The organism is Microvirga sp. GN3 (assembly GCF_055792825.1).
Genome location: NZ_JBVVAK010000077.1, coordinates 25,330 through 38,419 on the forward strand (window position 1 = coordinate 25,330; position 13,090 = coordinate 38,419).

The window sequence follows — 13,090 nt, forward strand, 5'->3', positions numbered from 1 at the left end:
TCTCAAAAGCTTGAAAGGGGTCAAGTACAGCTAACCGTGGCGGTTGGCGTCGTGACGCTAAGACTGCTTACGCCCATGTACCTGAGCAGGAGGAGCGGTCGCCTCAACGGCTGTAAACGTCTCCAGAATGCGGTAGGTATGCTCGGCCCCTGCGGGCACCACCCACGAGCCCCCGGTTCCAGCCGCACGGTCTGCCCCTCAATCTCCAGTTCGGCCCGTCCGGAGATCACGTAGCCGACCGCTTCATACTCGTGCTTGCGGCTGGGTTTGTCCTGGGTAGGCGGCTCGTCCCGCCACAGCCGCATGGACACCCGCTTGCCTGATGCAAGGCAGACCCCGCCTTGGTCGCCAGTCGGTGAGTGGGCACTGCTCACCTTAGTCACGGTCGTGTCGGTCATCTCACCCTCCGATGCTCAGCCTAGAGATGGTGCTCCCACTCTCGGACCTCCTGCGTCCGATCATGAGCATAGCCATAGCGCTCTTGCAGGCATGCGATGAGCATTTCGCGATGGCCTTTGATGCGGGCAATATCCTTGTCCGTGATCCGCTCCCACCGGAGCCTTACGTGACTCGGAACTGCTTCCAGTGCGCCTGGACGTGACCCCAACTCATGATCGCCTCCTGGAGGTCTGCTGGAAGCAAACTACATAGACAGAAGAAGTTCCGCACGGACTGAGAACGGCACATCTCGGGACCGCTCACCTGGAGACCTGACAGGGAGGCTGCCATGAAGCTAGAGAGCGTCGATAAAGCGATCACCATCCAAAGCTCGAATGTCCACCTGGGCGATGGGCTCCCCAGCTATGCGCGGGAGAACATCCTGCGGGTGGCCAGCAAGTATTTCGGGCGACTGAACACCGCCGCCGCTCATTTCAGCAAAGAAGGGATCACCTACCGTTGCAGTGTGAACATGCAGATGGGTGGCTTGCCGACGAAGAGCGCCGAGGCCAAAGACAAGGACATCTATCTCGCCTTCAATGCGGCTCTCGACAAGGTCGGCAAACAGCTTCGCCGCGCCAAGCGGGAAGTTCGCGAGGACAAGGCCGAGCGGGTCGATAAGGATGTGGTCCTGCGCGAGCGGTTCAGCCCCGCATCGAAGGCCAATGCTCCCCTCTCCGGAAACGATGTCGCTGAACCGGATGAGCCGGACGCTATGTCCTGAAATATCCGGCTATTTGCGGCGCGTGTGGGTGGCTGCGCCTATCAGGCAGTCTATGTCAGGTGATGCAGATGCCGTCCGGTGTGCGACCCCGATGCAGGGCGAGCTTGCGTCAATTGCGATCAGGACCGGTTCGAGAAGGAGCGTCTCCAATTCAGGATAGGGATACACATAGGTGACGTGATAGTTTCAGGAGACGATCTGCTCGGGGACGGCGTGACCATCGCCGCGCGACTGAGCCGCAGAGAGGGGGAGTGGCATGCCTATTTTCCTCGACCGCCATGACCTGAAAGGAACAAGCGCCATTGAAGTCGCCGAGGCGCACCTCAAGGATTTGGCCCTTCAGGACCGCTACGGAGTCAAGTTCCTCACCTACTGGTTTGACGAGGATCGCGGAACCACCTTTTGCCTGATTGACGCCCCTGACAAGGAGACGGCGCAGCAGGTGCATCGGGAAGCCCACGGGCATGTGGCCGGGGAAATCATTGAAGTGTCCCTCTCGGCTGTTGAGGCATTCCTGGGCCGCATCAGCGACCCTCAGCCTACAGCGCAATCCACCATCGCCCTCGCAGAGCCAGCGCACCGGACCGTGATGTTTACCGACATGGTGGAGTCCACCGAGATGACGGCGCGGCTGGGGGATGCGGCGGCCACCGAGCTTGTGCGAGCCCATGACGCCTTGGTACGCCGTGGTCTGGCCCGGTATGGAGGGCGTGAGGTCAAGCACCTGGGCGACGGTATCATGGCCTCCTTCGACTCGACCCAGGCGGCAGTCGAATGCGCGAGGGCGATCCAGCAGTCGTTTGAGCGCTACAACCGGGCAGCTTTAGAGCCGATCCACATTCGCATCGGCCTGGATTGTGGGGAGCCTATCGAGGAAAGCCGTGATCTGTTCGGATCGACTGTGCAGCGTGCATCTCGGCTATGTAACGCAGCCAGCGCTGATCAGATTCTGGTCTCAAGTACGGTCTGGGAGGAATGCCAGGACGATGCTGGCTTTGTCGGTTGCGGCTTGCAAAGCTTGAAGGGCTTCCGCCAGCCGGTGCAGGTCTTTCAATGTGACTGGCGTGGAGCACCACCAGACTGACCGCTGGGCTGTCATAGGAGATCACCGGCAAGTATGTCGTGATCTGGGCGAAGGTTGGACGCGACTTGAAGCTGGCAATGGAAATCGGGAACGAGCATTTCCTCTGACCGTAACCCATCCGCTCCACGTCACAGATATTCCCAAGGACCGGCGAACCGGACCAGCCCCAGGAGCATGTGCTCCCACATCACAGCCCTTGGGATGCTCTCGCAAAGGCTGAACCGACCCCGGATTTGAGGTATCGTCATGCCACTGGCGCAGCCGGATCGACAGCCCGAAAGGTGCGCCTGATCCCGAGCACCATGAGTGTGGAGGTGGCAATGACAACACTTGATCGAGAGGTCGCGCAGCACTACTCCCACGGTTCACTGGAAGCTGCGATCCTAGCAGGGCTCAATGCCATGGGCCGGGATCGCTCCAATGTCACCCCGGAGGACCTCGCCGGGATCGACGAGTTCCATATCGGTGGTCATGAGGCGACCGCTGATATCGCCGATCACCTTGATCTTGGTGCTGGTGGAGTCCTGCTCGACATTGGCTCCGGGATCGGCGGTGCTGCACGGTTCTTTGCCCGACGATACGGCTGCCGTGTCGTCGGGATCGACCTCACACCGGAATACGTCGAGGTTGCCACGTCATTGACGAAGCTTGTCGGCCTGTCCGATCAGGTTGAGTTTCGAGTCGCGAATGCACTTGATCTGCCCTTCGCCGACGAGAGCTTCGACCGGATCACCCTGCTGCACGTTGGTATGAACATTCCTGACAAGCAGCGCCTCTGTGCAGGCGTCCACCGAGTGCTCAAGCCGGAAGGACTGTTCGCGATCTACGACGTGATGCAGACTAGCGATGGGGAGATCACCTTCCCTGTCCCTTGGGCTGCGACCAACGAGACCTCTTTTCTTGAGAGACCGGAAACCTACCGACAAGCCTTGCTAGATGCTGGCTTCGAGATCGTGTCCGAGCGGGCGCGGCGAGACTTTGCCATCGAGTTGTTTCAGAGGATGCGAGCCAGGATGGCCGAGAGCGGCCCACCTCCACTCGGACTTCACATTCTGATGGGACAGGACGCCCCGACAAAGATAGCGAACATGCTTGCAGGTTTAGAGCAGGACCTCATTGCCCCGGTCGAAATGATCTGTCGCCGCATGTAGCCGAAAGGCGCTTTGGACCGAGGAGAGCCAGTGCTCACGATTGAGGAGTTGAGTTCGCTGGCGCAGCGCGAGAGCTTCATACTCCGCTTCTCGCCTGAGGCGTTGCATGAGGTAGGTGTGGCCGAGACGCGGTTCGAGCGCGGCAAGAGCCGTCTTCTCGTCGAGTGTAAGACGGGGATCTCTCCCTCGGTGAATGCTGTCGGCCTCTGTCATGCGAACACTCGGGGCGTCATAACTAAGAAAGCGGTCTAGCGGATTATTTGGGTCAAGACACCATCAGGGAAGCAGGTTTCCTCGCGCTGGTTGAGCGCTTGCCGATGGCCGATGGCGGCGCGCGGTGCAAAACCGATCAGACTATCGACCTTTCCGATATTGTGGCTTTGAGCCTGCAGGCGCTCCAGCAGGATATGTCGCAAATTTAACTTGGGCTGATTGGGCGAGCGGCTCCCATCCCGAGTTTATGCGGCGAGCACCTCGAATAGCTAGGCCAATGACGGCTGCCGGTTGCGGGCATATTTCCCCTGTTCTTTTCGCATCATGTGGATCATCTCGATGTCAGCTCAGGAGTGCCTGTCCCCTCTGGCACTGTTGCAGTAACTCTGATAAGGCACAATGAACGCAGTCGAACGGGTCGTTCAGGCTGCAAGGCCGAACAACCGGTTGACGAGACGGATTTCGCCTTTCGCTCCTGCCTCTCGCAGAATGCAGTGGCCACGGCGGATCATCCGCATGACTTCAAAGCCCTTCAGTGTCGCGTAGGCTGTTGTCATTCTTTGAAAGCCGCGCGTTGGCCGGATTACGCGCTTGAGCGCGCCATGATCCGCTTCGATGACATTATTGAGGTATTTTGACGTCCGGTGCTCGACGCTTTCCAACAGCAACTCGTCGCGCTGCAGTCGTCGGATTGCCTTCGGGTACGATGCCAGTTTGTCGGTCGTGATCGAGAATGGCGGATGATCCCTCATCACCTTCAGGGCTTTACGTAGGAAGCGGTACGCCGCTCCAGTATCGCGCCGATCGGACAGCATGAAGTCGATCAGCTTCCCGTGCTTGTCGACGGCGCGGAACAGGTATTTCCAGCGCCCACCGACTCGCACATAAGTCTCATCCACGCGCCATGATCCGGAACGGGAACCTTGAAAGCGGCGAGCCCTCTTCTCAATCTCGGGCGCGTAGCGCTGAACCCAGCGAAAGATCGTGGAGGGATCGACACTGACACCGCACTCTTGCATCATCTCAGCCAAGTCGCGGTAGCTGATCCCATATTTGCAGTACCAGCGAACGCACAACAGGATGATCTCGACTGGGAAACGACGGCGCTTGAACAAAGACAACAGGACGGCTCCTCACCTAGCCGCCATCCTCTAAACTGCCAAGGTTAATGCAACAGTCCCACCGTGATCAAGCTTCAACCGTTCGTTTTCATTCGCCATGGGGAGACAGACTGGAATCGAGCAGGTTTGTTTCAGGGTCGAAGCGATGTTCCTTTGAACGAAACCGGACGAGAACAAGCACGTGCGGCCTCGCGCCAAATGGTAAGTTTGCCTGTTTCGAGGGTGATGGTCAGTCCACTGCGACGGGCACTAGAGACCGCGACATTGACGTTCCCTGCCAGCTCTAACCTCATCGAGGTTGAGGACGACCTAATAGAGTGCGACTTCGGGAGTTTGGACGGGAAACCGATCAAGGATACCATGCTTGAACACGGAATTACTCGTAAGGAACAGCTAGCGGAAATCCTTCCAGCAGACGGAGAATCCTGGGCTTCCGTTCTCGCTCGTTGCAAAGCGCTTTTGGATCGGCTTACAACACTTCAGGAAGTCGGTTCGACCATTGTTCTAGTCGGACATGATGCAGTGCTTCAAGGTATATCGGAAACATTGACTGGATGTTGGTTCGACAGCAAACATGGTCAACCTTACTGTTTCAGAAAGAGCTCCGCTGGCTGGGAAGTTGTGGGGGGCGACAAGTTCGATACGGATGACCGTTCCGCAGAATAGCTGTCGCGAAACTCCTAATAACTGCGACGTCGCAGTGTATGTCGCATAAGTCGATCAAATCAGTGATCCGCCTAGTGTGAGCTCAATTCAGTAGCTACCTCCTTCGCAAGCTCGATAAAGACCCGCGCCGCCGCGCTTCTGTATGCATCTTTACGCTGCATCAGAACGGCCGTGCGCTGCAAGCGCACCGTATCGAGTGCAATGGCGACCAGATCCTGATGTGAGAACGCGATCGTTGCAGGCAGGAGTGTCGAGAGCCGCGTCCTACGGACGATTTCGATCACCGCGCTGATGGAGTTGGCCTCTATCCGTACATGCGGCTGAATGCTGTGCTGACGGCAGAAGCGATCGATCTGCTCGCGCGTGGCGAACTCCGCGCTGAGCAGCACCAATGACTCTGCGCTAAGGGCCTCCAGTCCGATCGACGCTTCATTTGCTAGAGGATGCCCCGTGCTGACGACCAGGGCGAGGGTTTCCACCAGCAGGGGGGCCAGATCGAAGTCCGGTGTCAGTGTGCCGGCAAAGGCGATCCCGACATCGACCTCATCAGACAGGAGCAGGTCCTCCATATGCTCTTGGGAGATCTCCCGCACGTTGAGGGTGATATTCGGATAACGAGTGTGGAACGCCTTGACGAGAGGACCGACCAGATAGGTCGTGAAGGTCGGCGTCACCGCCACTCGCAACGCACCACGGCTGAGGTCGTTCACGTCATGAATCGCGCGCTTGGCTTCCCGAAACTCCTGCGAAGCGCGGCGAACATATTGCAGAAAGACCTCTCCGGAATCCGTCAACCGCGTCGTCCGCCCTGAACGGTCGAACAATTGCACGCCAAGGCTTTCCTCCATCAACCTGACCTGCTGCGAAAGGGCTGGCTGGGAAACATGCAGGGTCTCTGCGGCCCTTGTGAAGCTCTGGTACTCCGCCACTGCGAGAAAATAACGAACCTGTCGGGCGAGCATGGTCAACCTATAAGATTATCTAATCCATCCCATCATAAACGAGACTTTTACATTATGCCAATGCTTCCGTAGCTTTCACCTCAACAGATCGCGAAACGGAGATTGCAGCGATGAAAGACATTATTGACGGCTTTCTGAAGTTCCAGAGGGAAGCCTTTCCTGAACGGGTGAAGCTGTTCAAGGATCTGGCCAATCAGCAGAACCCGCGGGCTCTGTTCATTTCCTGCTCGGACAGCCGCCTGGTGCCTGAACTGGTGACGCAGCGCGAGCCGGGCGACCTCTTCGTCATCCGAAACGCCGGCAACATCGTCCCGTCCTACGGCCCCGAGCCGGGTGGCGTTTCCGCCTCGGTCGAATACGCCGTCGCGGCGCTGCAGGTCTCGGACATCGTGATCTGCGGCCACTCCGACTGCGGCGCGATGACCGCCATCGCGACGTGCAAGTGCCTGGACCACATGCCCGCCGTGGGCAGCTGGTTGCGCTATGCAGACTCTGCCCGCGTCGTGAACGAAGCCCGCCAACACCAGGACCAGCCCGCTAAGGTCGCATCCATGGTGCGCGAAAACGTCATCGCCCAACTCGCCAATATCCAGACACACCCGTCGGTGCGGTTGGCTCTCGAAGAGGGGCGCGTAACCCTGCATGGCTGGGTCTACGACATTGCGAGCGGCCTTATCGAAGCTTTTGACGGCGGCAGGGGTGCCTTCGTTTCCCTCGCGGACAATCCCGAAGTCCAAGCCGTCAAGTATCAAGCCAGGCGCGTTGCCTGAACCCTAAATCCCAACCACGGAGAGAATACCAATGGTACAGTCCCAAGCCACACAGACCACTCGCCAGGCGCTGACGGACGTCATCCTCGCGTCGAAGTTCAACAAGGACCTGACCTACGCCCAGATCACTGAAGGGACCGGCCTGTCCGAGGCCTTCGTCACCGCCGCCCTGCTCGGCCAGCATCCGCTTCCGGCGAACGCCGCCAAGGTCGTGGGCGAGAAGCTCGACCTGAATGGCGAAGCCATCGCCCAGCTGCAGACAATTCCCGTTCGCGGCAGCATCGGGAACGGCTTGCCGACCGATCCGACCATCTACCGCTTTTACGAAATCGTGCAGGTATATGGGACCACGCTGAAGGCCCTTGTCCACGAAAAGTTTGGCGATGGCATCATCAGCGCCATCAATTTCAAGCTGAACATCGAGAAGGTTGAAGATCCGGAAGGCGGCGCGCGCGCGGTGATCACCCTAGACGGCAAGTACCTCCCGACCAAGCCGTTTTGACCGCGCTACGGAGCAGCCCGGCGCCTTCGAGCGTGTGGGCTGCTCCTTCTAATTCCCGAGGCTATGCCTCGCCTCTTGAGACCACCGCCACCACCACCACCACCACCACCACCCGCGACTTGACCCTCTCCCGGTAAAATCCGGGCTGAATGCCAGCCAACTCAGACCCGCGCGTAGATTTTCGGCGCTAACGGCGAGCGACTGACGGGGCAGGGCGCGCTCCAGCTCACCCTTTCTGTACCATTCGGTACAGACCGATTGTTTGACAGGTAGACTCGTATGAACCGCCGCACTTTCATTGCCGCCCTCCCCGCCGTGGCCCTTGCGGGCTCCGCGCTTGCCGGAACCGCTCAAATCACGAAAGCAAAGGGCGCGACGCGTCCCCCGCTTCCGCCGTTCACCCTCGAAACTGCGATTGAAAAGGTCCGCCTCGCAGAAGATGGCTGGAACACACGCGATGCGGCGAAGGTCGCTCTGGCCTACACGCTCGATACGCGCTGGCGCAACCGCGTCGAATTCGCCACAAATCGCGGAGAAGCTCAGGCCTTCCTGACCCGCAAATGGAACAAGGAACACGAATACCGGCTCATCAAGGAACTGTGGGCCTTTACGGACAACCGCATCGCCGTGCGCTATGCCTACGAATATTGCGACGACGGTGGGCAGTGGTTCCGCGCCTACGGCAACGAAAACTGGCTCTTCGCCGAAGACGGGCTGATGTCGCATCGTCACTCCAGCATCAACGAGATGCCGATCGCCGAAGCGGAGCGCAAATTCCATTGGCCGCTTGGCCGGCGTCCAGACGACCATCCGTCGCTGAGTGATCTCGGCCTCTAAGCGCCATACCCATTCTGATCGATCGCGCCAGTGCTCCGCCCGTCGCCTTTGCACGCTGCTCCGGACCTCATCCGTATGACGGATATCCAAGTGCCGCTTCGCAAGAAGCCCGGTGCGCCCGCGTGCGCGGCCGCCCGGACCGCGCACTCTTCTCTGGCTGTTTCGACGATCGGGTCCCGCGGTTCGAGCCGGAGAATCGCTCGTCATAAAATTTTTCGCGACACCGCAAAAAACCCGTTGACAGCCAAAATCACCATAGCTACTGTACCAATCAGTACAGACTGTACCGCACAGTACACAGCAACGATTTACAAAGGAAAATCAACATGTCACGTCCTCCTCTCCCCCCCTTCACCCGCGAAACTGCTATCGAAAAGGTCCGTCTGGCCGAAGACGGCTGGAACAGCCGCGATGCCGCCAAGGTCGCCCTCGCCTACACGGTCGATACCCGCTGGCGGAACCGCGTCGAATTCGCGACCAACCGCGAAGAAGCCCAGGCATTTCTGACACGCAAGTGGAACAAGGAGCATGAATACCGCCTCATCAAGGAGCTCTGGGCTTTCACCGGCAACCGCATCGCTGTACGGTACGCTTACGAATATCGCGACGACAACGGGCAGTGGTTCCGTGCGTATGGTAACGAGAACTGGGAATTCGCAGAGGACGGCCTGATGGCGCACCGCCACGCAAGCATCAACGAAATGCCGATCGCTGAAAGCGATCGCCTGTACCATTGGCCGCTCGGCCGCCGTCCGGATGACCATCCCGGCCTCAGCGATCTGGGTCTCTAATCATGGCCCGCATGGTCGCTGAAAGATCCGACGCCATCGCCTCCTTGGCCGAAGTATTTCGCGAACATGGATACGAAGGTGCAAGCCTTGCCTTGATCGGCAAGGCCACCGGCCTTGGCAAGGGCAGCCTGTACCACTTCTTCCCGAATGGGAAGGAGGAGATGGTGCAGGCTGTGCTCGCCGAGATTGAGCAATGGTTCGAGGATTCCGTCTATTCCCTCCTGCGAGACGGGACCGATGCCGATGCCGCCATCACTGCAATGCTCGATGAAACTGCGAAATACTTCAGGTCGGGCAGGCGTGTATGTCTCGTCGGTGCGTTGGCTGTCGCCAACACCCGAGACCTCTTCGCGCAGGCCATCCGGGGTTACTTCGTAGCCTGGGTGGACGCGTTGCAATCAGCGCTCGTCCGGCAAGGCCGTGACGCTGAGCAGGCGCGCCTCCTCTCGGAAGACGCCGTTCTCGCCATTCAGGGAGCGATTGTTCTGTCTCGGGCACTGGACGATCCGGCAGTGTTCCAACGTGCCATCGACCAACTCCGTGCGCGATTGGCCGTCGAAGGCAAAACGATCCGCGACGAAGGCTCCACGCCCGAATCGCCTTAAACCCGCGCTCCTCTCAGGCTGAAAGCACAATCCGCAGGTTCGCCGTCGTGGCGAATCTGCGAGCACTGATGAATTGGGTACCCATAGTCTTCGCAACGTTCAAAGTTGTCGCGGTGGCCGCAGCGATGTATTTCGCCATCAAATGGCATTACGATCACGGTGAGCAAGGTGAGCGGCGAGCTTGCTGTACGCGGGCGCCAAGGCCGTCGCAGTATTCTTGGTAGCGCTACTAGCCGTTGGGCTCATTGCCTTCGTCGCCAGCAGGATGCTCGGTTTGGACCTAGACCTCCCTTGAAGCAGCCGATGTACCAACGCCATACGGGCTAACGGCGTCCAGCCCTGCGGACCGTTGCCTTCTGCCCGCGCCGGCAGTCAACTCCTGCCGGATAGTAAATGCTTGATTCCTGGTCGAGCGCATGACCATTTACCGCTATTTTCGATATGAACACGGGGCGCGTCAGACTTGGCAAAGCAATTCGAAAGCATCGACGCTCGGCTCAAGGACTTCATTGGCCGTCAGCACATTTTCTTCCCAGCTTCGGCCACCGTAAGCTCTCGAGTTAATATTTCGCCACGGGAAACCGGTTGTCTTCGATTGATCGATGCAAACTCAGTCGTCTACCTGGACAGGACCGGGAGCGGCAACGAGACCGCCGCCCATCTGCGCGCCGACGGCCGACTGACAATGATGTTTTGTGCAGTCGCAGGGCCTCCGATGATCCTACGGCTTTATGGTCGCGGACGGGCCATTCATCGTGACAGCTCCGAATACGAGAGCATTCTGGCCAGTCACTACGACGGATTGGAGCCATCGGGAGCCCGCCAGATCATTTGGCTAGACATCGATCTTGTGCAAACCTCTTGCGGCTTCGGCGTTCCTCTTTTTGATTACAAGGCTGAGCGAACGAGCTTGGACCAGTGGACCGAGGCAAAAGGACCAGGCGGCCTCGAGATCTACCGTCGCGAGAAAAACACCTACAGCATGGACGGTCTTCCATCAGGCATGTTCGACGAGCATTAGTTTAAACCTTATCCATCGCAGTCCCGATTTGGTTTGCTGACCCGTGTCGCGTAATTCCTGACTTCCGCTACAAAATCGGCAGTCCTGAATTTTCAGCGGAATCTCCGTCGCAAAACTCGCTCGCAAAAGCCGGAATTTCGCGACGGACATTTGCGACACGTCCCAGCGGTAGATCGGCCGTCAGGCGGAAGGCGGCGCGGTGGGCATTGCCAGCCGCAGCAGCGCCGACACGCCGACAAGCCCGCCACCGATGATGCAGAAGATTTGCCGCCAGATTTCGGACGGCACGGCTTCCTTGGTGACGCCGTGGACGAGTGCGTATCCGGCGATGGCGGCGGGGGCGGCGAAGACGAGCGCCACGATCAGGCGCAGGATCGGTGAGCGCAGCGTGTCGAACAGCAGCGCGAGAACGCCGAAAGCGGCGACGGCGGCCGCGAAGCCGGCTAGGCCCGCCCCGATGAAGCCCGCGCCGGTGTGATAGGCGAACTGCGCGGCGGTGACGCCGAGCATGAAGGGCAAGGCATAGACGGCGAGCGTATAAGCCAGGACGCAAAGCCCGGCGACAGCCAAGGCGCTCATCAGCATGACGGCAACCATTGTTCTCCTCCTTCACGGTCGTTCCGACCATGGCGATGGTCGAGGTGATCGGGCCGCGCGACTGCGCGGCCCGCGATTTTTCGGGATGGGAGGAAAGCCGGGGCCGCTTACGCGCCCCCGGCCTGCCTTCCTCATTCCGCTGCGATGGCGAAATGGTCATCATGGGCTTCCTGCGAGGGTGCGGGCTCGACGGCATCGAGGGCGAATGTCTCGGCCTGCTGGTCGAGCCATGCGGGTCGCTCGGTGCGCAGCACGGGCGGAAGCCAGCCGGTTCCGGCCAGAAGCTGCTCGGCGGCTTCGGCCATCTCCACCTTCTTCTTGTCCGCGATCCGCTCCGCTGCCTCGTCGCCAAGGGCATCGCGCATGGCGGCGAGGATATGGGCCTTGGTGACGCGCCCGAAATAGCTCCGCACGGTCGGCGTCCAGTGCGCCGTCATGTCGAGCGTCACCGCCGTCGCCAGTTTGTCCGCCGTCTCATGGGCGCGGCGCTTGCCGCTCTCCCATGGCAGCTTCACCGCATTGACGGTCAGCGAAGCGCAATGCGCCAGCAAGGCCATCAGGCTCGCATGGTCCAGACCGGCGACGAAGCCCCAGAGGTCCGCCACGTCGCGCGGCATGTCCGCCGCCCATCCCGCATGGCGATCATTCAGCATCTTCGCCGCTGCCGTGTCCTCGATGCCGTCCGCGTGAGCGGCGAGGTAATTGCTGGTGGGGCTGATTTCGAGGCAATGGGCCGTGTTGCCGCCCCGATAGTAGGTCTGCGCGGCGAGTGTATGGACAACGGCGATCAACGCCATATCCGGCTGCTCGCCAAGAGCGAGGCGCAGGCCAAGGGTGCGATGTGCGGTCAGGTCGCGGATGAGCGAGTCGGGCAGCGGCTTGCCAGCATCACCGGCTTCTTCTTCCTGCTCCTGATCGGTATCGGGAAGGTCGTCGCCTTCGCCGTCCTCTCCGTCGCCGTCAAGGATTTCGCCGTCACCGTTGACGCGTACGCCGTCGATGACGGTTTCGCCGCCCTCGGCTTCCTCCGGCTCCGGGGCCTCGTCCTCGGTGCGGATGAACCCGCGCTCGATCCGAACCTCGCCGTCATGGGCGACAACGACGAACACGCCGCCGCGCGCGATTTCGGGCTCCGTTGCGTTAACCTTGGCAGTTTACGAGATGGCGGTCGTCTGAGGAGCCACCCTGTTGTCCCTGTTCAAGCGCCGCCGCTTTCCAGTTGAGATCATCCTGTTATGCGTGCGCTGGTACTGCAAGTACGGCATCAGTTACCGCGATCTGGCCGAGATGATGCAGGAGCGCGGCGTCGCTGTTGACCCGAGCACGATCTTTCGCTGGGTGCAGCGTTATGCGCCGGAGATCGAGAAGCGAATCCGCCACTTTCAGGGGCATCGCTCGGGCTCGTGGCGCGTGGATGAGACTTATGTTCGAGTGGGCGGCAAGTGGAAGTACCTGTTCCGAGCGATCGACAAACATGGCCAACTGATGGCCAGCCCCCACGAGGTGGTCCGGTGTCAATGTTAGTGCATGATCGGTCGTGGCGCTACGGCTGGGGTGGCCGGCGGAGTTGGCCGGGGTTGCGCAGCCGGCCATAGCACTGTCTCGGGT

Annotated in this window: 15 protein-coding genes and 3 pseudogenes; 13 read left to right on the forward strand and 5 right to left on the reverse strand. The window is 59.9% G+C overall.

Features of this window, described 5'->3' with window-relative positions; translation table 11 throughout:
* Positions 1–57 precede the first annotated feature (57 nt).
* Positions 58–398: pseudogene (locus ACS5Q1_RS28935) on the reverse strand (cupin domain-containing protein).
* Positions 399–727: 329 nt separating this feature from the next.
* Here ACS5Q1_RS28935 and hpf point away from each other — a divergent pair.
* The 5 genes from hpf (at position 728) to ACS5Q1_RS28960 (ending at position 3,819) form a co-directional block, all read left to right on the forward strand.
* Positions 728–1,162 (forward strand): ribosome hibernation-promoting factor, HPF/YfiA family, encoded by a 435-nt coding sequence (hpf, locus tag ACS5Q1_RS28940; RefSeq protein ID WP_473101432.1) that lies wholly within the window; start codon positions 728–730, stop codon positions 1,160–1,162.
* A 256-nt stretch (positions 1,163–1,418) separates the two neighbouring features.
* Positions 1,419–2,246, forward strand: coding sequence for a nickel-binding protein (locus ACS5Q1_RS28945; RefSeq protein WP_473101433.1), 828 nt, complete (start codon positions 1,419–1,421; stop codon positions 2,244–2,246).
* 320 nt (positions 2,247–2,566) lie between these two features.
* Positions 2,567–3,397, forward strand: coding sequence for a class I SAM-dependent methyltransferase (locus tag ACS5Q1_RS28950; protein WP_473101434.1), 831 nt, complete (start codon positions 2,567–2,569; stop codon positions 3,395–3,397).
* Between the two features lie 30 nt (positions 3,398–3,427).
* Positions 3,428–3,649 (forward strand): hypothetical protein, encoded by a 222-nt coding sequence (locus ACS5Q1_RS28955; protein ID WP_473101435.1) that lies wholly within the window; start codon positions 3,428–3,430, stop codon positions 3,647–3,649.
* Between the two features lie 8 nt (positions 3,650–3,657).
* The gene (locus ACS5Q1_RS28960; RefSeq protein WP_473101436.1) at positions 3,658–3,819 is read left to right on the forward strand and encodes a hypothetical protein; all 162 of its coding nucleotides are present in this window, start codon (positions 3,658–3,660) and stop codon (positions 3,817–3,819) included.
* Between the two features lie 213 nt (positions 3,820–4,032).
* Here ACS5Q1_RS28960 and ACS5Q1_RS28965 read toward each other — a convergent pair whose 3' ends face one another.
* Positions 4,033–4,731 carry an IS6 family transposase gene (locus tag ACS5Q1_RS28965; protein WP_473101437.1) on the reverse strand — a complete coding sequence of 233 codons (699 nt, stop codon included), beginning with the start codon at positions 4,729–4,731 and terminating at the stop codon, positions 4,033–4,035.
* Between the two features lie 63 nt (positions 4,732–4,794).
* Here ACS5Q1_RS28965 and ACS5Q1_RS28970 point away from each other — a divergent pair, with 63 nt between their 5' ends.
* A complete protein-coding gene (locus tag ACS5Q1_RS28970) occupies positions 4,795–5,397 on the forward strand; it encodes a histidine phosphatase family protein (RefSeq protein WP_473101438.1) in 603 nt (200 codons plus the stop codon).
* A gap of 71 nt (positions 5,398–5,468) precedes the next feature.
* Here ACS5Q1_RS28970 and cynR read toward each other — a convergent pair whose 3' ends face one another.
* On the reverse strand, positions 5,469–6,359 hold the full coding sequence (gene cynR / locus ACS5Q1_RS28975; RefSeq protein ID WP_473101446.1) for a transcriptional regulator CynR: 891 nt from the start codon (positions 6,357–6,359) through the stop codon (positions 5,469–5,471).
* Between the two features lie 110 nt (positions 6,360–6,469).
* Between cynR and ACS5Q1_RS28980 the strand changes: the two genes are divergently transcribed.
* The 6 genes from ACS5Q1_RS28980 to ACS5Q1_RS29005 all read left to right on the forward strand — a co-directional run bounded on the left by ACS5Q1_RS28980 (position 6,470) and on the right by ACS5Q1_RS29005 (position 10,885).
* Positions 6,470–7,129: a carbonic anhydrase gene (locus ACS5Q1_RS28980; protein WP_473101439.1), complete on the forward strand. Its 660-nt coding sequence runs from the start codon at positions 6,470–6,472 to the stop codon at positions 7,127–7,129.
* 31 nt (positions 7,130–7,160) lie between these two features.
* Positions 7,161–7,631, forward strand: coding sequence for a cyanase (cynS, locus tag ACS5Q1_RS28985; RefSeq protein WP_473101440.1), 471 nt, complete (start codon positions 7,161–7,163; stop codon positions 7,629–7,631).
* A gap of 279 nt (positions 7,632–7,910) precedes the next feature.
* Complete coding sequence (locus tag ACS5Q1_RS28990) at positions 7,911–8,468, forward strand: nuclear transport factor 2 family protein (RefSeq protein ID WP_473101441.1); 558 nt, start codon at positions 7,911–7,913, stop codon at positions 8,466–8,468.
* A 326-nt stretch (positions 8,469–8,794) separates the two neighbouring features.
* Positions 8,795–9,259, forward strand: a complete 465-nt coding sequence (locus ACS5Q1_RS28995; protein ID WP_132594716.1) for a nuclear transport factor 2 family protein — start codon at positions 8,795–8,797, stop codon at positions 9,257–9,259.
* A 2-nt stretch (positions 9,260–9,261) separates the two neighbouring features.
* On the forward strand, positions 9,262–9,864 hold the full coding sequence (locus tag ACS5Q1_RS29000; protein WP_473101442.1) for a TetR/AcrR family transcriptional regulator: 603 nt from the start codon (positions 9,262–9,264) through the stop codon (positions 9,862–9,864).
* A gap of 463 nt (positions 9,865–10,327) precedes the next feature.
* Positions 10,328–10,885 carry a pyridoxamine 5'-phosphate oxidase family protein gene (locus ACS5Q1_RS29005; RefSeq protein WP_473101443.1) on the forward strand — a complete coding sequence of 186 codons (558 nt, stop codon included), beginning with the start codon at positions 10,328–10,330 and terminating at the stop codon, positions 10,883–10,885.
* A 180-nt stretch (positions 10,886–11,065) separates the two neighbouring features.
* Here the strand turns inward: ACS5Q1_RS29005 and ACS5Q1_RS29010 are convergent, their stop codons facing one another.
* Both ACS5Q1_RS29010 and ACS5Q1_RS29015 read right to left on the reverse strand, forming a co-directional pair.
* Positions 11,066–11,482 carry a hypothetical protein gene (locus tag ACS5Q1_RS29010; RefSeq protein WP_473101444.1) on the reverse strand — a complete coding sequence of 139 codons (417 nt, stop codon included), beginning with the start codon at positions 11,480–11,482 and terminating at the stop codon, positions 11,066–11,068.
* A gap of 131 nt (positions 11,483–11,613) precedes the next feature.
* A pseudogene (locus ACS5Q1_RS29015) lies at positions 11,614–12,609 on the reverse strand (chromosome partitioning protein ParB); the annotation flags it as partial.
* 61 nt (positions 12,610–12,670) lie between these two features.
* Here ACS5Q1_RS29015 and ACS5Q1_RS29020 point away from each other — a divergent pair.
* Positions 12,671–12,961: pseudogene (locus ACS5Q1_RS29020) on the forward strand (IS6 family transposase); the annotation flags it as partial.
* Between the last annotated feature and the right edge of the window lie 129 nt (positions 12,962–13,090).

Coding starts and splice junctions, on each gene's coding strand:
- cynR (WP_473101446.1), bottom strand. CDS start 6,359: ATGCTCGCCCGACAGGTTCGTTATTTTCTCGCAGTGGCGGAGTACCAG.
- ACS5Q1_RS29000 (WP_473101442.1), top strand. CDS start 9,262: ATGGCCCGCATGGTCGCTGAAAGATCCGACGCCATCGCCTCCTTGGCC.
- ACS5Q1_RS28950 (WP_473101434.1), top strand. CDS start 2,567: ATGACAACACTTGATCGAGAGGTCGCGCAGCACTACTCCCACGGTTCA.
- ACS5Q1_RS28945 (WP_473101433.1), top strand. CDS start 1,419: ATGCCTATTTTCCTCGACCGCCATGACCTGAAAGGAACAAGCGCCATT.
- ACS5Q1_RS28990 (WP_473101441.1), top strand. CDS start 7,911: ATGAACCGCCGCACTTTCATTGCCGCCCTCCCCGCCGTGGCCCTTGCG.
- ACS5Q1_RS28980 (WP_473101439.1), top strand. CDS start 6,470: ATGAAAGACATTATTGACGGCTTTCTGAAGTTCCAGAGGGAAGCCTTT.
- cynS (WP_473101440.1), top strand. CDS start 7,161: ATGGTACAGTCCCAAGCCACACAGACCACTCGCCAGGCGCTGACGGAC.
- ACS5Q1_RS28995 (WP_132594716.1), top strand. CDS start 8,795: ATGTCACGTCCTCCTCTCCCCCCCTTCACCCGCGAAACTGCTATCGAA.
- hpf (WP_473101432.1), top strand. CDS start 728: ATGAAGCTAGAGAGCGTCGATAAAGCGATCACCATCCAAAGCTCGAAT.
- ACS5Q1_RS29010 (WP_473101444.1), bottom strand. CDS start 11,482: ATGGTTGCCGTCATGCTGATGAGCGCCTTGGCTGTCGCCGGGCTTTGC.